Genomic DNA, 23,537 nt, shown 5'->3' on the forward strand with positions numbered 1-23,537 from the left:
CGGTATTGACTTCGGAGGACGGCATGGACTTCGGAAACAGCAAGGTGAGTGGTGGGAATGCAGGTCGATGCAGATGACTTCGCAGATATCTTGGCGACTGCGCGGGAGTTCATCCGTAAGGAAGTAGTTCCGCGTGAGCAGGAGATTGCCGACACCGACGCCATTCCTGAGGACATACGCAAGAAGGCCGCAGCCATCGGGCTGTTCGGCTACGCGATTCCTCAGGAATGGGGTGGGCTCGGACTCGACCTCACCCAAGACGTCGAACTGGCAATGGAATTCGGCTACACGTCCCTGGCGCTGCGTTCGATGTTCGGTACCAACAACGGAATTGCCGGGCAGGTGCTGGTCGGCTTCGGTACCGACGAGCAGAAGGCTCAGTGGCTCGAGCGCATCGCCTCCGGCGACGTCGTGGCTTCCTTTGCTCTCACCGAACCCGGCGCGGGCTCAAACCCGGCCGGCCTCCGGACCAAGGCCGTTCTGGACGGATCCGAATGGGTGATCGACGGCAACAAGCGGTTCATCACCAATGCTCCACTGGCACAGCTGTTCGTGGTGTTCGCGCGCACTCGCCCGGCGGATTCCGATGGTCCGGGAATTGCAGTCTTCCTGGTTCCGGCTGACACGCCAGGAGTCACAGTTGGTCCCAAGGACAAGAAGATGGGTCAGGAAGGTGCTTGGACCTCCGAGGTCACCTTCGACAACGTCCGGGTTCCCGAGTCGGCCCTCGTCGGTGGCGACCAGGACACCGGATACCGCGCAGCGATGACGTCTCTCGCGCGCGGACGAGTCCATATCGCGGCGCTCTCGGTGGGAGCAGCACAGCGAGCGCTCGACGAATCTGTCGCGTTCTCCGTGGTCACGGAACAGGGCGGCACCGCTATCGGTGACTTCCAACTGGTTCAAGCGATGCTGGCTGACCAGCAGGCCGGTGTCATGGCCGGGCGTGCGATGGTGCGTGAGGTGGCTGCGCGGTACGTCAGCGGTGAGGATCGACGTCTCGGCCCCTCGGCGGCAAAGCTTTTCTGCACCGAGATGGTGGGCAAGGTCGCGGATCTCGCCGTGCAGATCCACGGTGGCAACGGTTACATGCGCGGTGTGCCGGTCGAACGCATCTACCGTGAAGTTCGCCTGTTGCGCCTGTACGAGGGAACCAGCGAGATCCAGCGACTGATTCTCGGCGGTGGGCTCGTGGCGCAAGCGAAAAAGCAAAACCAGCGCTGACACCTTTACCTGACGAGCTTTAACCTCACGAACGGAGTGGACATGGGATTGTTGGACGGCAAGGTTGCGGTAGTGACCGGCGGAGCGCAGGGCATCGGGCTCGAAATTGCGCGCACCTTCATCAAGGAAGGTGCGAACGTCGTTCTCGGCGACATCAACGAAACCGTCGGAACGGCTGCGGTCGCCGAACTCGGTGGAGAGTCGGTCGCCCGTTTCGCTTCCTGCGACGTGCGTGATTCCGGACAGGTCGAGGCCATGCTCGATCTGGCCGAAAGTGCTTTCGGTCCAGTCGATGTCATGGTCAACAACGCCGGCATGACGCGCGACGCCACGATGCGGAAGATGACCGAGCAGGACTTCGACGACGTGATCGCCGTTCACCTCAAGGGTGCTTGGAACGGAACACGCGCTGCCGCCGCCCGCATGCGCGAGCGTGAGACGGGCGCAATCGTGAACATCTCGTCGATCTCCGGCAAGGTGGGCATGCTCGGGCAGACCAACTACTCGGCCGCCAAGGCCGGCATCGTCGGTCTGACGAAGGCCGCGGCAAAGGAGGTCGCGTTCAAGAACGTTCGCGTCAACGCCGTTCAGCCCGGACTTGTCCGCACGGCGATGACCGAGGCGATGCCCGAACGGATCTGGAACGAGAAGCTTGCCGAGATCCCGATGGGGCGTGCGGCCGAGCCCTCGGAGGTTGCTTCGGTTGTACTGTTCCTCGCGAGCGACCTCTCGAGCTACATGACGGGCACGGTTCTCGAGATCACCGGCGGCCGCCACATCTGACCCGTCCTGTTCGAGTGCAAGAATTCAGAGTGTAAAACTTCTGGGTGTAAAACTTCTGGGGTGACTACTGACATGGGACAGCCGAACTCGGATCTTCCGCTCGACGGAATCACCGTGGTTGCACTCGAACAGGCGGTGGCGGCACCGCTCGCCACCAGGCATCTCGCGGACATGGGTGCGCGGGTGATCAAGATAGAACGCGTCGGCGAGGGCGATTTTGCGCGTCACTACGACCGGGCGGTTCATGGTCAGGCGTCACACTTCGTGTGGCTCAACCGTTCCAAGGAATCGATCGCTGTCGACGTGAAGTCGGAATCCGGCCGGCAGATCGTTCTCGATCTTGTCGCGCGAGCCGATGTGTTCCTACAGAATCTGGCACCCGACGCAGCTGCGCGACTGGGGCTCGGCGCGGAGGAACTGCGCGAGAAATTCCCACAGCTCATCGTGATCGACATGTCCGGATACGGCAGTGCTGGCCCACGGCGTGAGCGCAAGGCGTACGACATGCTGGTCCAAGCCGAGACCGGAATGATCTCCGTGACAGGCACACCGGAGACGGCCACCAAGACGGGTATCCCGGTCTCGGACATCGCCGCTGGAATGTACGCGCTGACTTCGATTCTGAGCGCCCTGTTCCGTAGAGAGCGAACGGGTAAGGGAGCGCTCGTCGAGGTCTCGATGTTCGATTCCACCGTCGAATGGCTCGGGCATCCGATGTACATGAAAATGTATGCAGGAAAGCAGATTCCGCGGGTCGGTCTCGGCCATGCGGCGATCGTTCCCTACGATTCGTATCCTACTGCCGACGGCGAGATCCTGATCGGCGTCCAGAACGATCGTGGATGGCGTGCACTGATGGTGGACGTGTTCGAGCGAGAGGATCTGGTCGACCATCCGCGCTTTTCCACCAACATCGTGCGCGTCGAAAATCGCGGCGAGGTAGACGAATTGGTGGGTTCCCTGACTCGTCTGTATTCGACGGCAGATCTGGATCAACGCCTTGCCGACGCCGGTGTCCCGGCCGCTGCACTCAACGACATGGCCGGTCTACTGGAACATCCGCAGTTGGAGAAGCGTGCCAGGTGGAGGTCCGTGGGCACCGAAAACGGACCGATCGATGCCGTGCTGCCTCCGATGACGTACTCGGACGTCGAAATGCGCATGGGTGACGTTCCGGCACTCGGCCAGCAGACGGATTCTCTGCTGGCCGAGTTGGGGCGTACGGGAGACCAGATCGCGGACCTTCGCCGCGACGGATCGATCGGTTGACGCTTCTAGCGTCGCAGGTTCTCGAACACCGCTGCAATCCCTTGTCCGCCACCGATACACATGGTCTCGATCCCGTACCGTCCCTGGCGCCGGTCGAGTTCGCGCAGCAGATTGGCGAGGATCCGCCCACCGGTGGCACCGACAGGATGTCCGAGCGAGATCCCGGAACCGTTGACGTTGAAGCGCTCCTCGATGTCCTGCGCGCTCAATCCCCAGGCCTTGGCGCACGCGAGAACCTGTGCGGCGAATGCCTCGTTGACTTCGATGAGGTCGATGTCGTCGAGCGACAGATCGACACGGGAGAGAGCTTTCGCCACGGCAGGCACCGGTCCGATGCCCATTCGGTTCGGCTCCACACCCGCCACACCCCAGCTGACCAGTTTCGCGAACGGTCGCAGGCCAAGGCGTTCGGCGTTGGCCGCAGTGGTGACGATGGCCGCGGCTCCGGCGTCGTTCTGGCCGCAGGCGTTTCCGGCGGTGACTGTGGCCTCGGGGTCGACTCGACCTCGAATGGGGCGCAGTGCAGCAAGATCGGACAGCTGAATCCCTCGGCGCGGATGCTCGTCGCGAGTGACGACTGTCTGCTCACCACGGCGCCCGCGCACCGAAACGGGAATGGTCTCGTCGTCGAAATACCCACTGTCCTGGGCATGAACGGCCCGTTCGTGCGATCGCACCGCGTATCGGTCCTGCTCGTCGCGGGTGATCGAGTACTCCCGGCGCAAGTTCTCGGCGGTCTCGATCATGCCGCCTTCGACCGGAAAGTTGACTCCGCCGGAGTTCGTGCGCGGTTTGGCCAATCGGTCGTGGAACTCGACCGAAGGGCGCTTTGTGCCCCAACGCATATCGGTGGAGTAGAACTCGGTTCCGCTCATACTCTCGGCGCCGCCGGCGATGACCAGATCACTCATCCCGGTCTGTACCTGCATCGCGGCGTAGATGATCGCCTGCAATCCCGAACCGCAACGGCGATCGAGTTGTATTCCGGGAACGGACACGTCCAGACCGGCGTCGAGTGCCGCGATTCGTCCGATGGCCGCGGCCTCTCCGTTGGCGTAACCCTGACCGAAGATGACGTCGTCGACATCGGTGGACGCAATGCCGGTTCGTTCGACGAGGCCACGCACAACAGTGCTGGCGAGAGTGGTGACGGGAACGTCCTTGAAGACTCCGCCGAATCCGCCCACCGGGGTGCGAACGGGTTCACAGATGACTGCGTCGTGCATGGAATGCGCCTGTCTCGAGGAGAGGTGGGGAATGCGTCGCGTGAACGGGCCGATCGAAGGGCCCCATAGCGACCTGGCCACTCGAATATCCAGCACGCGTGGCGCGGTTGTCAACAGCAGGAACGACCTGTTCGGACATAGTTTCCGCCATACGGTTCGTATGCGAAATCGACTTTGACACATATACCGTTCGGGGATTGAATGGATGCAGCGTCTCTGCCGCACACATGTCGCGGTGGGGTGAAAGTTCCTGGAGTCGAATCAGTTTCGTCGACAGGAGAGCACGAAGTACCGACAGACAGGTGGAACAGTGACTCGTTTGGCGCAGACGGCGGGATTGACCGAGACCCAGAGCGACATCGTCGGGGCGGTACGCGAGTTCGTCGATCGTGTGGTCATCCCCGCGGCGCAGGAGCTCGAACACTCCGATACGTACCCGACCGACATCGTCAAGCAGATGAAGGACATGGGTCTGTTCGGACTGACCATCGACCCCGAGTACGGGGGTATCGGCGAATCATTGCTCACCTACGCGCTGTGCGTCGAAGAGTTGGCCCGTGGATGGATGAGCGTGTCCGGCGTCATCAACACGCATTTCATCGTGGCTCACATGATCTCCGCGCACGGGACGCCGGAACAGAAGGCGAAGTACCTTCCACGTCTGGCGTCCGGGGAACTCACCGGCGCATTTTCCATGTCGGAACCGGCCCTGGGTTCCGATGTTGCTGCCATATCGACCAAGGCGAAGCATACGGAGTCAGGCGATTACGTGATCACCGGCCAGAAGATGTGGCTGACCAACGGTGGTTCGTCGACGTTGGTGGCAGTCCTCGTCAAGTCGGACGAGGGCGCGGAGAAGCCGCACAACAATCTGACGACGATATTGATCGAGAAGCCCGCAGGTTTCGGCGAGGTACTCCCGGGCCTGACCATTCCGGGCAAGCTCGAGAAGATGGGCTACAAGGGAATCGACACCACGGAGATGATTTTCGACGGCTTCGAGATCGGAGCCGAAGAGGTCCTCGGTGGCATTCCTGGCTTGGGATTTCGGCATATGATGGACGGCGTCGAGGTCGGCCGGGTCAACGTCGCCGCGCGTGCGTGCGGAATCGCCCAGCGCGCTTTCGAACTGGCTGTCACCTACGCCAAGCAGCGCGAGACGTTCGGCAAGCCGATCGCCGAGCATCAGGCCATCGCGTTCCGGATCGCCGAAATGGGCACCAAAGTCGAAGCGGCACATCTGATGATGGTCAACGCTGCCAGGCTCAAGGACTCGGGTGAGCGCAACGACGTCGCCGCGGGTATGGCGAAGTATCTGGCGAGTGAATTCTGCTCGGAGGTCACGCAGGACAGCTTCCGTATCCATGGTGGATACGGCTACTCAAAGGAATACGAGATCGAGCGGTTGATGCGTGAGGCGCCGTTCCTTCTCATCGGTGAAGGCACCAGCGACATCCAGAAGCAGATCATCAGCAAGGGCTTGTTGCGCACCTACAACTGAGCCGACAAGCGGCACCGCGAACATGCGCGGTGCCGCTTCGTCGTGTCGGATCAGCGGGTGAAGGCCAGGGTTGTCACCGGTGACCGATTGCCGTATGCGTCAACGGCTTCGACACGGGCTTCGTATGCGGTGCCCGCTGCGGCATCGGGAATCGGAATGTCGAGGCTGTTCGGCCGCGGCATGAAGTAGAAGTCCGAGAGCACCTTCGACGAGACCACCTTCGCTCCGGTGGCTGTGTCCGTGACCTCGACGGCGTAGTGGTGCACCATCTGATCGTCCTTGGCCTGCGCGATCCTCAGTGCGGTCGCACCGTTTTCGCCGGTCGTCACCGAGAGCGGAGTGCTCGAGGTGAACTCCGGCGCGTGCGTGTTCCGTGCGCCCGAGGTGTAGCGGAAGTTGTCCTTGATCTGCTGGTTGGTCGACCCGTCGAGCTCGACCGTCCACCCCGAACCGCTCAGCGTGCCCGCGCTCGAGTACGGCGGCTGCCAGTTGGCTGACCACGCGCCACCGGCGTAGATGTCGTGCTTGTCTGCCGCCATGTTGATGCGGTTGATTTCCGTGCGGTCCTGGTAGACCTCGACGAAGAGCGCTTGGGCAGTGGGTGATTCGAAACGGTTCGCGAGACCGGACTCGGTCACCATCTGGTAGCCGTGATCGATTTCGATGTACGACATCGAGCCGTCGTTGACCGACGTGAAGTCACGCTGATGGATCGACCGGTCGTCGTTGTTGTTCAGATGTGAGTGCCCGGAGAAGAAGATTGCCTGAGGGAAGGCGCTCAAGTCTTCGGTCAGTCGAGGGTTCGACGCCTGCTGGCCGTCCATGGCTGTGTTGCTTGCCGGCCGGTGTCCCTGGACCAGGATCGGCTTGGTCAGGTTCCCGGACTCCGCGGTGATTTCGGTCAGGCGGGACTTCAGCCAATTACGTTGCGCTGAATCATTGTTGTATGTCTCGGTGTTGACCGTGAAGAGATGGACACCGCTGACATCGGATTCGTAGTATCCGCCACCGGAATCCGGGAACCACTCCGCCGGATATCCGGCTCTGATTGCCGCGAGACTTGCATCGTGATTGCCGTTGGAGATCAGGAGTTGTGTGTCGTTCATGCCCTTCCTGGCGAGGTTTGCCTGGAAGATTTCTGCGACGATCTTGTGGTCAGGCCCCTTGCCGTCTCCGTTGTCGTTGATCATGTCGCCGTTGGAGAGGATCGCGTCGGGTTTCGGGAAGATGGAACCGATTGTGTCGAAAAAGCTTTCGTACTTCTGGTCGTTGTTCGCGTGGTCGCCGACGTGGACGTCGGACATCACGACGACCTGAGCCAGCGGCTTCTCCGAGGTCTTGATCAGGTAGCCGAACGAGACTGCCGCGCTCGCGTGATCGCCGCGGAAAGCGGCGACAGTGACGTTGGTGTCCTGTGCGATCTGCAGCGGACGTCCCGGTGTGGCAGCTTGGCTGTCGGTGGTGGGTGTCGTTCCGTCCAAGGTGTAGCGGACAGTGGCGCCGCGCTCGGCGGTGAAGGTCAGATCGACAGGGTGCTCGTACCGTCCGCCGGGGACGCTGACGCCGGGCGCTGCGGGCGGCGTGTTGTTCTCGCCCGAAGAGCTACCCCATTCGAAGGACGAACTGCCCCAGCTGGGTTCGGCTTGGGATTCGGCGGGGGCGATGCCGGGAACGGCGAGAGCCGCGGTCACGGCTGCTATCGCGATGGTCGTACGTCTCACGAGGATTCCTTGTCTTCGACGCGGTGGTTCAGACCCATTCGTAATTGGTCTGGACCAATTACGCTAGGTGGCGCCGGGTAGAAAAAGGTGTGTCCTGTATGTCCGACTAGTGAAGCGTGTATGAACACCGTCTGCGCTTGCCGGCGGTACTGTCGGCTGCGCTTATGGCAAAGTCGATGGCGTGGACCTACGTCAGATCGAGTACTTCCTTGCCGTTGCCGGTGGGGAGTCCTTGTCGACGGCTGCGCAGAATCTGTCGGTCACCAAGCCGTCGCTGTCGCAGGGTATTCGTGGTCTCGAGCGTGAACTCGGAGTCGAACTGTTTCACCGTGTCGGTCGCGGTTTGGTTCTGACGGCGGCAGGTCGGGCGTTGGTAGGGCCGGCGAGGCAGATGATGCGGAGCAGTGCGGCCGCATTCAATGTCGCGACCGGGACGGCCGACGAGCCTCGTGGGCGGCTCGACATCTGCTCCGCGGCACATGGTCTCGAAGGTCCGATCGCACGCATCGTGGTGGACTTTCGTGAGCGGTGGCCTGCTGTGACCGTTCGGGTCGGTGAACTGCCGCAGGGCGCAACGTCTGAGCAGGTGTTGGCAGACGGCGCATGTGAGGTGGTCTTCAGCTATTGGCCACCCGACATGTCGGCGCTGTCCACGAAAGTGATCGGGGTGAACGAATACTGGCTGGCAGTGCCGTCGGGGGTTCATCCTGACGTCTGGCCGAATGGTGTGAAACCCGCTGCGGGAGAGCCGGTGTCATTGACGGCGTTGCCCGATCTCCCCGTGGTGGGTGTGCTCAAACACTCGCGGGCTCGGCTTGCCATCGAGTCGTCTCTGCAGGCCGCCGGGGCCCGGACTCGGATGTCGACGGAGTTGGCGCAGCGGGAGACCGTCGGCGCGTTCGTCTTTGCGGGTTTGGGCATGGCATTCATGGAGCGTTCGTTGGCCGAGAGATCGGTCGCGTCCGGCGCGGAGATATTTCCGGTGGAGCCGGCGATCTCACTGAATTACGGCATCGAGTTCGATCCGGAGACGCTCTCGCCGTTGGGCAGGCTGTTCGTAGGCGGCTTGTGACGTGTGGAGACGTTCTCGATGTACGCAGACCCGGCCGGCGAGAGCGGGCCGTCGCGGTAGACCAAGATCGTCTGCCGCGTGATCGGCGGGAAAAGCGAGCGAACCTCAGATGCTGGGGAGTCTTGTTCGGCGATCGATCTGGGCAGCAGCGCGGCGCCTACACCTTGCCCGACCATTTCCCGGACGGCAAGGCGATCAGGTACTTCCACGACGACGTTGGTGAGCTCCAGATCGCCGTCGTTCGAACGCCCGCGCCGAAATGTCGATGCCTCGACCACCATCGGCAGGCGCGCAACCACGGCGCGCGGAACCGGATCGGGGAGGTCTGTGGCCAGGCGAACGGGGATCGACAAGACCGTTTCCTGGGTACTCACGGCAATTTCTCGAAGCCCGTCGGAGACATCGGTACCCGGGTGGGTCTCGAGAAACCCGAGTTCACACGTGCCCGCTCTGACCAGCGCGCGCACGTCCTGTGCGTTCGGGACGGCGTTCGTGGAGAACCGAATTCCGGGCGCCGTCAGATGGAGGCGTCCGGCGACCTCTGCGACAGGGTCGATGGCAAGATCGGACTGAACAGCTATGGCGAGTTCGCCGGCGCGCAAAGCGGTTACTGCGGCCACCGCGGCTTCGGCCCGAGCAACGTCGGCGAGCAACGCACGTGCAGAATCGGTAATTGCCAGTCCGACTGTGGTGGGAGCCAGACCGCGAGTGGTGCGCTCGAAGAGTGTGGCTCCGAGTGCTCGTTCGAGGTTGCGTACGGCCTGCGAGAGTGACGGTTGCGAGATACGCAGGACGTCCGCGGCGGCGGTGACGCTGCCGTGATCGACGACGGCGACGAGATACTGCGCGCTGCGTATGTCCATCCCGGGTGCCTGCATCTGGCAAATTCTCCCAGATGACCGGACCTTGGCGGCGGTGACTTGCTGCGACCTGCAGATATAGGTCTCAGCTATGGCTCTGTGCGCCTTCTCGTCTTTGTGGCGCAGGCCATAGCGATGGTCGACTGTTCCAGTACCACCGACCGCGGTTCGTGCTCGGTGAGTACCTGGAACACAGGAGCGTGATGTGAGCGAGCTTCACCTACCCAACCGGATACGCCACTCGGCGTCGACACGGCCGTCCGATCCGGCGATCACGTGCGGCGACCGAACTTTGACATGGGCTGAGCTGGATGGCGAGACCAGTACCTTGGCGAGCGCGCTGGCAGAAGTGACCGCAGCCGGTGCTCGCGTCGGTGCGCTACTGCGGATGGGGCTCGAAGGTGCGGAAACCTTCGTCGCGTGTGCGAAGGCAGGCGCTGTGTTCATCCCGTTGAACTGGCGGCTCAACCCACTCGAACTCGTCGACATCGCCGAGGACGCGGAGCTCGACGTCTTGATCGTCGATGACGAGTTCGCCGCGGGGGCGGCGGCGATGTCCGCAGCGTTGCCGGACATCGAGGTCATAACCGTGGGAGCTGCAGGGGGCCTGCCGGATTCGCGAACCTGGGCGGAGTTCGTGGCCTCCGGGAACGGCGTCGACCCCGGACAGGGGCACGATCCGGACGCAGCAGTTCTGCAGCTGTACACCTCCGGGACAACCGGCCGGCCCAAGGGCGTCGTGGCCACGCACCGGAATCTGTACAACGAGCCAGAGGGGTTCGATGTCTACGAATTCGGTTCGAATGCAGTCGCACTCGACGCACTTCCCCTCTTTCACATCGCCGGCGCCGGCTGGATGAGTACGTGCTTGTCGGCCGGAGTGCCTTTGGTGCTGCTCGGAGACATGGCGCCGGCTCGGGTTGCTGATGCCATCGCGACTCACCACGTCACCCACGCATTTCTGGTGCCTGCCGTCATTCAGACGCTGGTAGATCTGCCCACTCTCGACAGTTTCGATCTGGCCAGCCTGGAGGTGGTCGCCTATGGGGCGTCGCCGATCACTCCGGCACTCCTCGCTCATGCGATGACTGTCTTGAACTGCAAATTCGTCCAGAGATACGGGATGACCGAGACAACGGGTTCGGTATCCGTCCTTCGTGCCTTCGACCATCATGTGAGCGGACCGCGTTCGGAGTTGCTCCGCTCGGCGGGAAAACCGATGATCGGCGTCGAGATCTCCATTCGAGACGTCACAACTGGTGAGGTATTGCCGCCCAACAAATCCGGTGAGATCGTTGCGCGCAGCAGAAACAACACTCGCGGGTACTGGCGACGCGACCGAGAGACCGCGGAATTGTTCACTCAGGACGGCTTTCTCCGAACAGGCGACGCCGGCCATTTGGACGACGAGGGGTATCTGTTCGTCACCGACCGCCTCAAGGACATGATCATCACCGGCGGTGAGAACGTCTATCCGATCGAGGTGGAATCCATTCTGGCCGAACACCCCTCGGTTGCCGAGGTCGCGGTGGTCGGGGTTCCGGACAAGCGCTGGGGTGAATCCGTCACCGCGGTGGTCAAACTGGTCGACGGTGCCGACGTGCCGAACGTCGACGAGTTGATCGCGTTCAGCACAGCGAAGTTGGCGTCGTACAAGAAACCTCGCCAGATCCATTTCGTGGACTCCTTGCCTCGCAACGCGAGCGGGAAACTGCTCAAGTCGAGCCTGCGGACCATGCTGAACGCGAGCGGAGAAGCATCATGATCGTGACCGAAGACGTCGGTGTCGCACAACGTGAGGCGTGGGCGAACAAAGTCCTTCCACCGGTGGAACAGGTGCGGGACGGACTGTGGTCGATCCCTGTTCCCATGCCGGACAACCCTTTGCGTTACGTGCTCGTCTACGCACTCGCGCTCGACGACGGACTTGCCCTCATCGACGTCGGTTGGGATCACGAACAGTCGTGGCAGGCTCTCGTCGACGGCATAGCATCGATCGGATACCACGTTTCCGAAGTGCGCTATGCGGCAATCACGCACCTGCATCCCGATCACTTCGGTCTGGCGCCGCGTCTTCGGCAGGTCAGCGGCGCAACGCTTGCGATGCACGTGGCCGACGCGACGCTCCTCGGATACCACGGTCCCGAGCAGACCCGCGACGACATCAGTGGCTGGAACCTGCAATTGTCCGAACTCGGCGCACCGGCCGAAGTGCTCGACGCGTCTCGGGTCGACCTGGTGCGGTTCGCCGAGCACGAAACCATCGACATTGTTCTGGGAGATGGTGATTCACTCGATCTTCCCGGGTGGAATCTCCGGGCCCAGTGGACACCGGGGCACACTCCCGGACATCTCTGCTTCGTGGAAGAGGACAGAGGCTTGTTGTTCAGCGGCGATCACATGCTGCCGAGGATCAGCCCGAACATCTCCACGATTCCCGGTGAACTCGAGAACCCGCTTCATCGTTATCTTCTCTCGCTCGAGGCGACGACAACACTGGGCGAATGCGAAGTGCTTCCGGCACATGAATATCGATTCCGTGGGATCGCCGATCGTGCACGTCAATTGATGGGGCACCACGAGGAGCGATTGGCGGAGATCGTGGCTGCGGTGCAGGATGAGCCCGAATCCACGGCCTGGGAACTCTCACGCACGATCTCCTGGTCTCGCCCGTTCGAACAGATGTCGCCGCGACTACTTCGCTTGGCAGTCCGCGAAACCCATGCTCATCTCGTTGTTTTGGCCAAGCGGGAGATCGTGACACCGTCCGGCGGCACACCCGTGCGCTGGAGCATTCGCGCGCAGTGACCTTTCAAGAATCTCATCACGGAAGTAGGAACCGAACATGAGCGTCGTGCTCACCGACTTCGCCGACGGCGTTGCTGTCATCACCCTCAATCGTCCCGAGGCCAAGAACGCGGTCAATCTCGAACTTGCCGAAGCCTTGGCTGCGGCCATCGACGAGTTCGAGAACAGGTCCGACCTCACCATCGGTATTCTGACCGGAGCTGGTGGAACCTTCTGCGCTGGTATGGATCTCAAGGGATTTGCGCGCGGAGAACGGCCATCGCTGCCCGGTCGTGGTTTTGCCGGTCTGACCGAGGCTCCGCCGTCGAAGCCGCTGATCGCAGCCGTCGAGGGGTGGGCCCTCGCCGGCGGGTGCGAACTGGCGTTGGCAGCCGATCTGATCGTGGCGTCCACCGACGCGAAATTCGGCTTGCCCGAGGTGAAGCGGGGACTTGCCGCGGCCGCCGGTGGCCTTCTGCGTCTGCCCAAGATCCTCCCGTATCAGTTGGCCATGGAAATCGCGATCACGGGGGATCCGCTCAGTGCCACCGTGGCGCATCATCACGGCTTGGTCAATCGGCTCGCCGAACCTGGACAGGCGCTGACCGTCGCACGCGAGCTTGCGGCCCGAGTAGCGGCAAACGGTCCACTGGCTGTTCGCGCGACCAAGCAGGTACTGGCAATGTCCGCCAAGTACACCGACCCGGATGCCTTTGTCGCGCAACGCGAATTCATCGATCCGGTATTCACCTCACGTGACGCCAAGGAAGGTGCAACGGCGTTTGCCGAGAAGCGCTCTCCCGTGTGGAGTGGCTCATGAGTGCCGAGACGATCGAGCGCGCGGCCGTAAGCATCGAACGTGACGGTGCTGTCGCGACGATTGTTCTCTGTCGGCCGCACCGCCGCAACGCTCTCGATCTCGACGCCTGGATCGCACTACGTGAAGCAGTCCTCGAACTTCAAGAGGATTCGCAGATTCGCTCTGTGATCCTGACCGGCGCGGACGGGACCTTCTGTGCGGGCTCCGATCTGGACAAACGCGGCTCGTCGCACCCGCTCGATCGCATGCGTGTCATCAACGCAACGGCGATCGCACTGGGTGAGTTTCCCAAGCCTCTGGTGGCGAAGGTCGACGGGTTTGCCGTCGGAGCCGGATGGAACATGGCGTTGCTCTGCGACTTCGTCGTGGCAGCCAAGGGCGCCAAGTTCAGCCAGATCTTCGCCAAACGGGGGTTGTCTGTCGACTTCGGGGGTTCGTGGATCCTGCCGAGACTGGTCGGCCTCCAGCAAGCGAAGCGACTGGTGATGCTCGCCGAGACGATCGACGCACAGGAAGCCTACGAGCTCGGGCTGGTGACCTATCTGGTCGAACCGGGTGAACTGGACGAACACACGTCGAAGCTTGCGCAGCGGCTCGCTGCCGGTCCGCCAGCCGCACTGAGTCAGTCTGCCGCCATGCTCGAACATCACACCTCACTCTCGTTGCGGGAAGCCTTGGACAACGAGGCGAGGGCGCAAGCGGTCAATTTTGCGACGGATGCTACCGACGCGGTTCGTGCCTTCGTGGAAAAGCGGGAGCCGGTCTTCACCGGAGAGTGGGCCGTACCAGGGCTAACTCGAGTGGAGTGAGCGTCAGATCGCTGGTCGTATGATGGATGAGTGGATCTGCACTTCGTTACCTACTTCGTCGCTGTTGTCGACCACGGTGGGATAACGAAGGCCGCTCAGGCTCTCTACATTTCGCAGCCCTCGCTGTCACAGGCAATTCGCACGCTCGAGCGTCGACTCGGCGCCACGCTGTTCGACCGGACCGGCAGACGGTTGGTTCTTACCGACGCGGGCCGCACGTTCGATCTCGCGGCCAGGAGAATCCTTGCCGACGTCGAGCGCGCGAAGGCGAAAGTGACCGCCGTTCGCGAACTCGAGTTCGGCCGGGTGGACGTCGTCTCGTACTCGGCGTTCTCCATCGATCCGATGGTCGAGTTGGTCCGGCGATTCCGGGCCAACTTTCCGAAGATCGTCGTGCGCGTCCTCGACACGTACGGCCCGGCCGGGGTCGACAGTGCGTTACGGCGAGGGTCGGCCGAGGTCGGCGTCACCGATCTGAGTATCGGGTACGAAGGTTTGGTCACGGCTCCGATTGCCGCTCAGGAGTTGGTACTCGCCACCCATGCGTCGTTGTCCGGCCGGCTTGCAACGCCGTTGGCGGATCCGGTGCCGCGAACGCTCTTGCACAGTTTGCCGCTGGTGGTCGATCTCGGTGATCAATCGAATCAGTTCCGGGGTCTACTCAGCGAAGGCGCCGAGAACGTAGTCGTGGACTGTGTCCACCCTGTGACCACGTGGGAACTCGTGCGTCGAGGGATCGGCGCCACTGTCGTGCCGAGAAGGGTTGCGCAACAGCAGATGACAGACGTCTGCGCCTTCTCCTTCGATCCGCCGCTGACACGCGACGTCGGCATCGTCTATCGCTCGGGCGAGCAATCCCCGGCAGCCGCTGCATTCATCGCGACGGCTGCGGAAATGGCCACCTCCGCCGTTCCGTCCAAGGAAGAGGAGTGAACTGTGGAGTTCCGGCAGATGGAGTACTTCCTCGCGGTCGTCGAAAACAAGGGGATCAACGGCGCCGCAGCTGCTTTGGGCGTTGCTCAGCCGACCGTGTCACAAGCGTTGCGCGGGCTCGAACGTGAACTGGGAGTGAGGCTTTTCCATCGCATCGGGCGCGGCATGGTGCTCAGTGCGGCCGGTCGCAGCCTGGTCGGCCCGAGTCGACAGGTTTTGCGAGACGTAGCTTCGGCGGCTGAACAGTTGACGGCATCCGATGGCGCCATCGTCGGACGCCTCGACATCATGGCTTTCCCTGCACTGACCTCGGGGACGATCGTCGATCTGATTGCGGAGTTCTGTCGACGCTATCCGCAAGCACGAGTCAGATTCTCGGAACTCGAGCGTGAGGACAATCTGGAAAGTCTCATCCGGGACGGCCACTGCGAATTCGCGGTGGCTCATCTGCCACTCGAAGCGGGCGAAGGGCTCGAGATCGTCGAATTGGGGGAGCAGGAGTACCGCCTGGTCTACCCGGCGGGAACCGAACTGCCCGAGGGGCCGGTACGCCTTTCGGAAATGCCGGACATTCCCATGGTATTCGTTCCTCGCGGGGCAGCAATGGGTGACGCGATCGAAGATTCGATCCGAAAGGCCGGTATTAGAACGGAACTCGCGGTAGTGACCGAGCAACGGGAGTCGAGGCTCCCGATGGTCATCGCCGGGCTCGGCGGTTCGTTGGTCGAGCGCTCGGTGGCGAAATCGATGCCTGGTCAGGTGGTGGAACGGGCCTGTGAGCCGAGATTCCTGCGTGCGTACGGTCTCGCCTTCGACCCCTCGACGTTGTCGCCGGTGGGACAGGTATTCGTGAACCTGATCCACGAGTACCTGTCCGACGAATCCCGCTCTGACGAATCCCTCTCCGACGAACACCGGTCACAGCACTAGAGTCGGCAGATACGTTCTCGAGCGGCAGCGTACTCGGCGGCGAGACGCTCTACTACTGCATGCGTCGGAAGTACGGCGTCGATCGCTCCGATGCCCTGTCCGGCGCCCCAGATGTCACGCCACGCCTTGGTATCGGTGTCGGTGGTCGCGAAACTCATTGCGGAAGGATCGGATTCGGCTAGGTTGTCGGGGTCCAAGCCGGCGGCAACGATGCTGCCCCGCAGGTAGTTTCCGTGTACTCCGGTGAACAGGTTGGAATAGACGATGTCGGAGGCCCCTGAACCCACGATCATCTCCTTGTACGCAGGATCCGCGTTAGCCTCTTCGGTCGCGATGAAAGCTGATCCGACGTATGCCAAATCGGCTCCGGCCGCGAGCGCAGCGAGAATCGAATCACCATGAGCGATGGCACCTGACAACAGCAGTGGACCGGCGAACCACTCACGAATCTCCCGAATCAGGGCAAACGGCGACTGCCTACCGGCATGACCACCGGCCCCGGCAGCTACCGCGATCAGTCCGTCGGCGCCCTTCTCGATCGCCTTGCGTGCAAAGCGATTGTCGATGACGTCGTGAAGAACGATTCCACCGTATGCGTGGACGGCGTCGTTGATGTCGGTGCGAGCGCCGAGGGACGTGATGACGATCGGAACCTCGAACTCGGCGATGGTCGCCAGGTCCTCTTCCAGGCGGTTGTTGGACCGGTGGACGATGAGGTTGACGGCAAATGGCGCCGACGGATTTTCCGGGTGCTCACGATCATGTTCCTCACGAGCGACCGTGATCAGTTTGAGCCAATCCCGAAGTGCCGACTGCGGACGAGCATTCAGTGCCGGGAAGGACCCGATGATCCCAGAGGTGCACTGCGCGATGACGAGGTCAGGAGTCGAGATGATGAACATCGGTGAAGCGAGAACCGGGACACGCAGTTGCGACGTCAGGTCTGCGAAGGTCGTCACCTGGAACCGCCTTTCTGATCGACGGATTCGAGAAGTCTCGAGCGGAGGTCGGTCTTGAGGACCTTACCGGCAGCCGATGTCGGAAGGAGTTCTACCTCGACGACTTCGCGAATCTTCTTGTACGGCAGCACCTGCTCGGCGACAAACGCCTTGATCTGCTCGGCGTCGAATTCGGCGCCCGGAATCATCACCACGAAGGCTACGGGCTCCTGGCCGTTGCTCCCCACTTCGCGGCCGACGACCGCGGCAGTCGAGATCGCCGGGTGCGAAACCAGAATCTCTTCGAGTTCACGCGGATAGACGTTGTACCCCTTGTAGATGAGCATGTCCTTCGCCCGGTCACAGATGAAGAGGTATCCGTCCGAGTCCAGGTACGCGATGTCACCCGTGTCCAACCAGCCGTCGACGAACTGTTCTGCGGTGGTTTCCGGGTGTCCGAGATAGCCGTCGGTGACCTGAGGCCCACGCACCCACAGTTCGCCGCGTTCGTTCTCGCCCAGAACGGTCTTCCGGTCCAGCTGATCGCGAATCTGGATTTCGGTGTCGAAGATCGGGAGGCCGACGCTGCTCTGCCGGTACTCCGAGCCGTTGATCAGCGGAGCTGCCGTGACCACACAGGTGGCCTCGGTCAGCCCGTACCCCTCGACGACGAGCGCTTTGGGAAATGCCCGGCGGAGTGCGGCGAGCGTGACGCTGTCGATCGGGGCAGCGCCCGAAGAGACGACGCACACGCTGTCGGTGTTGCGAACCGTAGCGTCGGGATGAACCGACAGTGCATGCCACATGGCGGGAGACCCGGTGAGATAGGTGGCCTCGTGCTTTTCGATCAGTTCGAGCATCCGGCCGGGTTCGAACCGACCGGCAAATACCTGGGTGAGACCGGAAATCAACAGGAACGACGTGTTGAGCAACGAATGTGCGTGGAAGAGAGGTGAGACCACGATGGTCGCCCCTGTTCCCGGCGTCGGACCGAGCACGTCGAGGCCGTCGATGCGTCGAGGCGTGACGAGACCGTCCGGACCTGCCTCCAACTCGTGCCCGGTTCTCCACCCACACATCTGCGTGATGTTGCCGACGACGTTGCGGTGAAGAACACGAACACCTTTGGATACTCCGGTGGTTCCGCCGGTGAACGCGATGTGTGCGATGTCGTCGCTTCGGACGGAGGCAGGGGTGAATTCGGTGGGTAGATCGGCGATGAAGGCGTCGAACGCGACGACCGACTCCGGTGTGTCGAGCGCACCCTCGGTGTCCTGGACCATCACGATCGTACGTACGGAGGTTCCGGAAGAGGCCGCGAGCAGTGTGTGCAGCTGCGAACTCTGAGTGACCGCAGCAACGGCGGACGTCTCCTCGATCTGCTTGCGCAGTCCAAGTTCTGGCTGCAGCGGATTGACCAATGTAACGGTCGTCCCGGCCTGCAGGCAGCCGTAGTAGGCCTGGAGGAACTCGACGCAGTTCCCGAGATGTAGCAACACGACGTCGCCGACGCCGACCCCGGCCTGCCGCAGAGCGCCGGCGAATTGTGCACTGCGCTGACCGAGTTCGCGGAACGTGCACATGCGCTCGCCGTCCACGACGGCGAGGCGATCACCGTAGAGCGCCGCCATGCTGGGTGCCCAGTAGGCCATGGTGGTGTCCGGGTAGTGCATGTTGTGGCGCAGTTGTGGATTGGCGATCACGCTGATGCCCGTCACCGGGGAGCCATTCGGATCGCGCCGTCGAGTCTGATGGTTTCGCCGTTGAGATAGCCGTTCTCGAGCATCGAGACGGCCAGCTGGCCGAACTCGTCCGGGCGACCCAGCCGTGAGGGGTTGGGAACCGAGGCTTCGAGGGCCGTGCGCACATCTTCGCGCAGGCGCGCCAGCAGGGGAGTGTCCATGATGCCGGGAGCAATGGTGTTGACGCGGATTCCGCGGCTGGCGAGATCGCGGGCAGCGGTGACCGTCATACCGACGATGCCGGCTTTGGACGCCGTGTAGTTGATCTGACCGATCTGACCTTCGAATGCTGCGACCGACGCCGTCATGATGATGGCTCCTCGCTCACCGTCCACGGCATCGAGTTCTGCCATCCGCTCGGCGCCGAGACGGAGTGCGTTGAACGAACCGACAAGATTCAGTTTGACGACGAACTCGAAATCTTCGACCGATCCGGCTTTTCCGTCCTTGTCGAGAATGCGCATGCGACGCCCGGCACCCGCGCAGTGGACGACGCCGCGAAGGCCGCCGCGCTCGTGCGCCGCGTCGAGTGCTTCGGCGAATTGTTCGCTGTCGGTGACGTCGGCCGGGGCGAATTGCGCGGCAGCTCCGAGATCGGCCGCCACCTGCTTACCGTCGGACGAAGGCAGATCGATCAACGTGACCTGCGCTCCGGCGTCGAGCAGCCGTCGAGCGGTTGCCAGGCCGAGACCTGAAGCGCCGCCGGTGATCGCGGTGGAAAGTCCCTCGAGTTTCATGGATCAATTCTTCTTTCCTGCTGGATGACGTGTCGGCCCGAAAACGTTGTCGGGTCAGATCAATTCGAGAATGGTCGCATTGGCCATGCCGCCGGCCTCACACATCGACTGGAGACCGTATCGAATTCCGTTGTCGCGCATGTGATGTGCCAGGCGAGTCATCAAGATCGCACCTGATCCGCCGAGTGGGTGGCCGACCGCGATAGCGCCGCCGAGCGGATTCACACGATCGATGGCTGCGCCGGTTTCAGCCTGCCAGGCAAGCGGGACGGGGGCGAATGCCTCGTTGATCTCGAAGGCGCCGATGTCGTCGATGGACAATCCGGAGCGATCCAGTGCCTTTGCGGTGGCGGCAATCGGACCGGTGAGCATGATGACCGGGTCGTCGGCTGCGACCACTGCGGTGTGAATACGAACGAGCGGCTTCCAACCGCGTGCCCGGGCGTACTCGCTGGTCGTGACGAGTGTGGCGCCCGCCCCGTCGGAGATCTGCGAAGAGTTGCCGGCGTGGATGACACCGTCGGCGTCGAAGGCCGGGGGCAACTTCGCGAGCGACTCCAGACTTCCGCCTCGCCGAATGCCTTCGTCCTGGGAAAAGTCGGCGATCGGAGTGATCTGCCCGGTGAATGCTCCTGCATCGGTGGCGCTGGCCGCGAGTTCGTGTGAGCGGAGGGAATATTCGTCCAGGGCCGTTCGGGTGAGTGCCCATTTCCGGGCCATCATCTCGGCGCCGGTTCCCTGGCTGAAACTGTCCACCCCGTAGCGTTCGAGTACCGAAGGCGGGAAATGCTCACCGTTCTTGCTGGCGGTTCCCATCGGTACTCGCGACATCGATTCGACGCCTCCGGCTACGACCACGTCGTTCTGACCGGAGATGACGGTGGCCGCAGCAAAGGAAACTGCCTGCTGGCTCGATCCGCAGGCCCGGGTCAGTGTGACGCCGGGAACGCTGTCGGGCCAGCCGGCGGCGAGTGCCGCTGTGCGGGCGATGCTTCCGGCTTGTTCGCCGACCTGACTGACGCATCCCCAGATCACGTCGTCGACCGTGGCCGCGTCGAGTCCGGTCCGTTCAGCGAGTGCACGCAGTACATGTGCGGACAGTTCGGCCGGATGGATCTCCGAGAGGGCGCGTCCTCGACGGCCGATCGGTGTACGTACTGCGTCGACGATGACGGCATCTCGCATGTATCTCTCCTGCTGTTCGTGCCCGGTGTTGCGATTGTGCGGTCGGGGCGTGCCTCGAGTCGATCACGAGCGGGTCGACCCGGCAATGTCTTTCGGTGAATGGCTTTGTTAGCGAATGGCTATACGTGGAGCATTCAGCCGCGGATGAGCTTGCGATCACGCTCGGGATTGGCGAAGACGAGGACCAGAACCGCGGCGACGACTCCGATGATGCCGATTGCCTGGAAGGACTGGGCGTAACCGTCGGCCGGGGTTGCTGCGTTGTCCACGATGACTCCCGTTGCGTAGGGAGCAATCAGGCCGCCGATCGACATGATGGCGAGGAAGAATCCCATGGTGCCTGCAGTCTGCTGCGGCGGGCACAGTTCGGAGATCGCAGCGTTGATGAGCGGGAAGGTGATTGCCGAGAATCCGTAGCCTATCGAGACCATGGCGACAGCGACGATGGGAGTGGAGATCTGTGGCAGGAACAGGAGAATCGATCCGCAGATCAGAACGCCGACGCAGGGAACGATGACGCGAACCGTGCGAGAGGTGAAGCCGCGGCCGATCAACTTGTCCGTGACGGAACCGGAGGTGATCATGAGGACAAGGCCGACGATCGAGGGCAGCGCGAACATCGAACCGGCTTGCATCGCACTATATCCGAGGCCGACCTCGAAGTACGACGGCAACCAGGTGAGAACGACGGTGGTCAGTGCGTAGATGGTGGCGATGAGGAAGCAGCAGCTGACGAAGGTTCGGGAGAGCAGGATCTTGCGCCACGGAACGTTGGGCTCGGTGACTGCCTTCGTTGCCGTCCCGGTCGCCTCGGTTGCTTCTGTATCTGCAGTCTTGGTCGCCTTGACGGCCTTGCTCGTGTACGGGCCTTCGGACCAACCGGCCAGCCAGCAACCCATCCACACGAGTCCGAGGACAGAGAGCGAGAGAACCGCTGCGCGCCAGCCGTAGTGAACGGCGATGAAGGTCAGTACGGGCGCGAGGGCGATCTTCGCGACGGAGGCGGATCCGGCGAGCATTGCACCGGGAAGGCCGCGCTTGGCCGGCGGGTGCCACGAGTACGCGGCGGTGTGCATCAGCGCCGAGCTGGGGCCTTCGGCGAATCCGAGGAGCATGCGCGAGACGATCAACATCGCGAGGCTGGCACCGAGAACGAGGGGGAGCATGACCACGGACCAGATTGCGGCCAGGATCAACAGCGCCCAACGTAGGGTCAGGTACTTGTTGAGCGGTCCGGCGAGAAATCCGCCGATGCAGAACATCAGGAAGAACAGCGAGCCGACCATGCCGATTTGCGAAGACTTCAGTCCGAGCTCGCGAGCGAGGGGCTGAGCGATGATTCCGAGGACTGCTTTGTCCGCGTAGTTGACGATGTAGAGGAAGACGACGAGCCCGGTCATCGTCCACGCACGCTTGCGGGTACCGAAGACGGGGACTGCTGACGAATCTGGCGTTGCTGTTGCTTCGGGCTGGACGTCGTTACGCTGTGGCGCGATGGGGGTCACGTGGCGTCCCTTCGAGACTGGTGGGCGGATGCGATCGTGCTCGAAGCGCGGCCTCGAAGCGATCGGTGGTGTTGTGTTTGCCGGCTGACCCATTCAACGTGTTCTGGATCACTTTGAGCAATGTCGCGTCGATGATCGGAACGATAGCGGTTGCCTATGTATCGCAGGTCAGGCCATATTGGTACGCCCTATCGGACGCATAGCCGATGAGTGTTGGATCGAATGCGGAGCCTTGAGGCAAGGTGAGATCAGGATCACCCTGTTCCCTTGACCGACTGGAGTTCATACATGCAGCGCACCGTGTTCAACGAGGATCACGAGGCATTCCGGGCTACCGTCCGCGATTTCATCGCGAAGGAAGTAACCCCGGTCCACGAGAAGTGGGAAGGGGACGGTCACCCGCCCCGCGACTTCTACCGACGACTCGGAGAGCTTGGCGTACTCGGAATTCAGGTGCCGGAGGAATACGGCGGAGGCGGCGAGAAGTCGCTCAAGTTCAACGTCGTCGTCGCCGAGGAGGTTGCTGCCGCCGGGGCGTCTTTCGGCTCGCAGTCGGTGCATACGAACCTGATCCTGCCCTACCTGCTCGAGTACGCGAACGACGAGCAGAAGAGCCGCTGGTTGCCGGGCTTCGCCTCCGGCGATCTGATGTTCGCGATTGCGATGACCGAACCGGGAACAGGGTCGGATCTGGCGAACATCGCGACGACGGCCAAGCTGTCGGAGGACGGTACCCACTACGTGGTCAATGGTTCCAAGACGTTCATCACCGGCGGGGTACTTGCCGATCGCGTCCTGGTGGTGTGCCGCACCGCGCCCAGCACGGCGGAGAACCGACGCACCGGGTTGTCGATCCTGGTGGTCGACACGTCGTCGCCCGGATACTCGGTGGGGCGCAAGATCAACAAGATCGGTCTCAAGACCTCCGACACTGCGGAGCTTTCGTTTGTCGACGTACAGGTGCCCGTCGAGGACCGGCTCGGAGAAGAGGGCGACGGATTCAGCTATCTGACCCACAACCTGGCTCAGGAGCGGTTGACCATCGCTTTCGGAGCGGCCGCCACTGCCAGTGCAGCGCTTCGCTTTGCCATCGACTACGTCAAAGATCGCAAGGTGTTCGGCAAGCCCGTCGCGGCATTCCAGAACACCAAATTCGTTCTGGCCGAATGTGCTACCGAGGTTGATGCCATCCAGCTGGTGTCCGACAACGCACTCGAATGTCATGACCGCGGCACTCTGACGATTCCCGACGCAGCGAAGGCGAAACTGTTCTGCACCGAGGCGGCAGGTCGAGTGATCGACAAGTGCCTCCAATTGCACGGCGGGTACGGCTACATCACCGAGTATCCCATCGCGCGTCTTTACGCAGACACGCGTGTCACACGAATCTACGGTGGCACAAGTGAAGTCATGAAGACCATCATCGCGAAGGATCTTGGTCTCTGACGCACTCTCGACATGTTTTCGGCCTCGGAACATTTGTTCCGAGGCCGAA

Annotated in this window: 20 protein-coding genes; 12 read left to right on the plus strand and 8 right to left on the minus strand. The window is 62.3% G+C overall.

Annotation, left to right across the window (positions count from 1 at the left end; genetic code table 11):
• Nucleotides 1-57: 57 nt before the first annotated feature.
• The 3 genes from R4P70_RS03935 to R4P70_RS03945 all read left to right on the plus strand — a co-directional run bounded on the left by R4P70_RS03935 (nt 58) and on the right by R4P70_RS03945 (nt 3,276).
• A complete protein-coding gene (locus tag R4P70_RS03935; RefSeq protein WP_019745415.1) occupies nt 58-1,224 on the plus strand; it encodes an acyl-CoA dehydrogenase family protein in 1,167 nt (388 codons plus the stop codon).
• A gap of 42 nt (nt 1,225-1,266) precedes the next feature.
• Nucleotides 1,267-2,007 carry a 3-oxoacyl-ACP reductase FabG gene (gene fabG / locus R4P70_RS03940; RefSeq protein ID WP_317830426.1) on the plus strand — a complete coding sequence of 247 codons (741 nt, stop codon included), beginning with the start codon at nt 1,267-1,269 and terminating at the stop codon, nt 2,005-2,007.
• A 72-nt stretch (nt 2,008-2,079) separates the two neighbouring features.
• A complete protein-coding gene (locus R4P70_RS03945; protein WP_020909228.1) occupies nt 2,080-3,276 on the plus strand; it encodes a CaiB/BaiF CoA transferase family protein in 1,197 nt (398 codons plus the stop codon).
• Between the two features lie 5 nt (nt 3,277-3,281).
• On the opposite strand, the gene R4P70_RS03950 is transcribed toward R4P70_RS03945, so the two are convergent.
• Nucleotides 3,282-4,502, minus strand: coding sequence for an acetyl-CoA C-acetyltransferase (locus tag R4P70_RS03950; RefSeq protein ID WP_020909227.1), 1,221 nt, complete (start codon nt 4,500-4,502; stop codon nt 3,282-3,284).
• 310 nt (nt 4,503-4,812) lie between these two features.
• Between R4P70_RS03950 and R4P70_RS03955 the strand changes: the two genes are divergently transcribed.
• Nucleotides 4,813-6,003, plus strand: coding sequence for an acyl-CoA dehydrogenase family protein (locus R4P70_RS03955; RefSeq protein ID WP_097386842.1), 1,191 nt, complete (start codon nt 4,813-4,815; stop codon nt 6,001-6,003).
• Between the two features lie 50 nt (nt 6,004-6,053).
• On the opposite strand, the gene R4P70_RS03960 is transcribed toward R4P70_RS03955, so the two are convergent.
• Entirely contained in the window at nt 6,054-7,724 is a 1,671-nt protein-coding gene (locus tag R4P70_RS03960; RefSeq protein WP_097386843.1) for a chitobiase/beta-hexosaminidase C-terminal domain-containing protein, read from the minus strand.
• 181 nt (nt 7,725-7,905) lie between these two features.
• On the opposite strand from R4P70_RS03960, the gene R4P70_RS03965 reads away from it, so the two are divergent.
• Nucleotides 7,906-8,796: a LysR family transcriptional regulator gene (locus R4P70_RS03965; protein ID WP_317830427.1), complete on the plus strand. Its 891-nt coding sequence runs from the start codon at nt 7,906-7,908 to the stop codon at nt 8,794-8,796.
• On the opposite strand, the gene R4P70_RS03970 is transcribed toward R4P70_RS03965, so the two are convergent.
• A complete protein-coding gene (locus R4P70_RS03970) occupies nt 8,730-9,674 on the minus strand; it encodes a LysR family transcriptional regulator (protein WP_317830428.1) in 945 nt (314 codons plus the stop codon). The genes R4P70_RS03965 and R4P70_RS03970 overlap by 67 nt on opposite strands.
• Before the next feature lie 187 nt (nt 9,675-9,861).
• On the opposite strand from R4P70_RS03970, the gene R4P70_RS03975 reads away from it, so the two are divergent.
• From R4P70_RS03975 to R4P70_RS04000, 6 genes are read left to right on the plus strand one after another with little or no spacing between them, the layout of a single operon-like run.
• Nucleotides 9,862-11,421: a long-chain-fatty-acid--CoA ligase gene (locus tag R4P70_RS03975; RefSeq protein WP_317830430.1), complete on the plus strand. Its 1,560-nt coding sequence runs from the start codon at nt 9,862-9,864 to the stop codon at nt 11,419-11,421.
• Nucleotides 11,418-12,464 carry an MBL fold metallo-hydrolase gene (locus tag R4P70_RS03980; RefSeq protein WP_003940131.1) on the plus strand — a complete coding sequence of 349 codons (1,047 nt, stop codon included), beginning with the start codon at nt 11,418-11,420 and terminating at the stop codon, nt 12,462-12,464. Before R4P70_RS03975 ends, R4P70_RS03980 begins: the two co-directional genes overlap by 4 nt.
• 37 nt (nt 12,465-12,501) lie before the next feature.
• Nucleotides 12,502-13,263 (plus strand): crotonase/enoyl-CoA hydratase family protein, encoded by a 762-nt coding sequence (locus tag R4P70_RS03985; protein ID WP_317830431.1) that lies wholly within the window; start codon nt 12,502-12,504, stop codon nt 13,261-13,263.
• Nucleotides 13,260-14,072, plus strand: coding sequence for an enoyl-CoA hydratase/isomerase family protein (locus R4P70_RS03990; protein ID WP_317830432.1), 813 nt, complete (start codon nt 13,260-13,262; stop codon nt 14,070-14,072). The genes R4P70_RS03985 and R4P70_RS03990 overlap by 4 nt, the downstream gene beginning before the upstream one ends.
• Before the next feature lie 30 nt (nt 14,073-14,102).
• On the plus strand, nt 14,103-15,005 hold the full coding sequence (locus R4P70_RS03995; protein ID WP_069145562.1) for a LysR family transcriptional regulator: 903 nt from the start codon (nt 14,103-14,105) through the stop codon (nt 15,003-15,005).
• A 3-nt stretch (nt 15,006-15,008) separates the two neighbouring features.
• The gene (locus R4P70_RS04000; RefSeq protein ID WP_256062878.1) at nt 15,009-15,935 is read left to right on the plus strand and encodes a LysR family transcriptional regulator; all 927 of its coding nucleotides are present in this window, start codon (nt 15,009-15,011) and stop codon (nt 15,933-15,935) included.
• Here the strand turns inward: R4P70_RS04000 and R4P70_RS04005 are convergent.
• From R4P70_RS04005 to R4P70_RS04025, 5 genes are all read right to left on the minus strand, one after another.
• Entirely contained in the window at nt 15,932-16,837 is a 906-nt protein-coding gene (locus R4P70_RS04005) for an NAD(P)H-dependent flavin oxidoreductase (protein ID WP_411742463.1), read from the minus strand. The two genes, R4P70_RS04000 and R4P70_RS04005, sit on opposite strands and share 4 nt — an antisense overlap.
• 53 nt (nt 16,838-16,890) lie before the next feature.
• Nucleotides 16,891-18,546 (minus strand): class I adenylate-forming enzyme family protein, encoded by a 1,656-nt coding sequence (locus R4P70_RS04010; protein ID WP_166655079.1) that lies wholly within the window; start codon nt 18,544-18,546, stop codon nt 16,891-16,893.
• Nucleotides 18,547-18,587: 41 nt separating this feature from the next.
• A complete protein-coding gene (locus R4P70_RS04015) occupies nt 18,588-19,352 on the minus strand; it encodes an SDR family NAD(P)-dependent oxidoreductase (RefSeq protein ID WP_007729494.1) in 765 nt (254 codons plus the stop codon).
• 54 nt (nt 19,353-19,406) lie between these two features.
• Nucleotides 19,407-20,537 (minus strand): thiolase family protein, encoded by a 1,131-nt coding sequence (locus R4P70_RS04020; RefSeq protein WP_317830435.1) that lies wholly within the window; start codon nt 20,535-20,537, stop codon nt 19,407-19,409.
• Between the two features lie 134 nt (nt 20,538-20,671).
• Nucleotides 20,672-22,135 (minus strand): MFS transporter, encoded by a 1,464-nt coding sequence (locus R4P70_RS04025; RefSeq protein ID WP_176450530.1) that lies wholly within the window; start codon nt 22,133-22,135, stop codon nt 20,672-20,674.
• 195 nt (nt 22,136-22,330) lie between these two features.
• On the opposite strand from R4P70_RS04025, the gene R4P70_RS04030 reads away from it, so the two are divergent.
• Nucleotides 22,331-23,488: an acyl-CoA dehydrogenase family protein gene (locus tag R4P70_RS04030; protein WP_080909923.1), complete on the plus strand. Its 1,158-nt coding sequence runs from the start codon at nt 22,331-22,333 to the stop codon at nt 23,486-23,488.
• The last annotated feature ends 49 nt before the right edge of the window (nt 23,489-23,537 follow it).

This window comes from Rhodococcus sp. IEGM 1241 (genome assembly GCF_033142365.1).
Taxonomy (GTDB): domain Bacteria; phylum Actinomycetota; class Actinomycetes; order Mycobacteriales; family Mycobacteriaceae; genus Rhodococcus_F; species Rhodococcus_F erythropolis.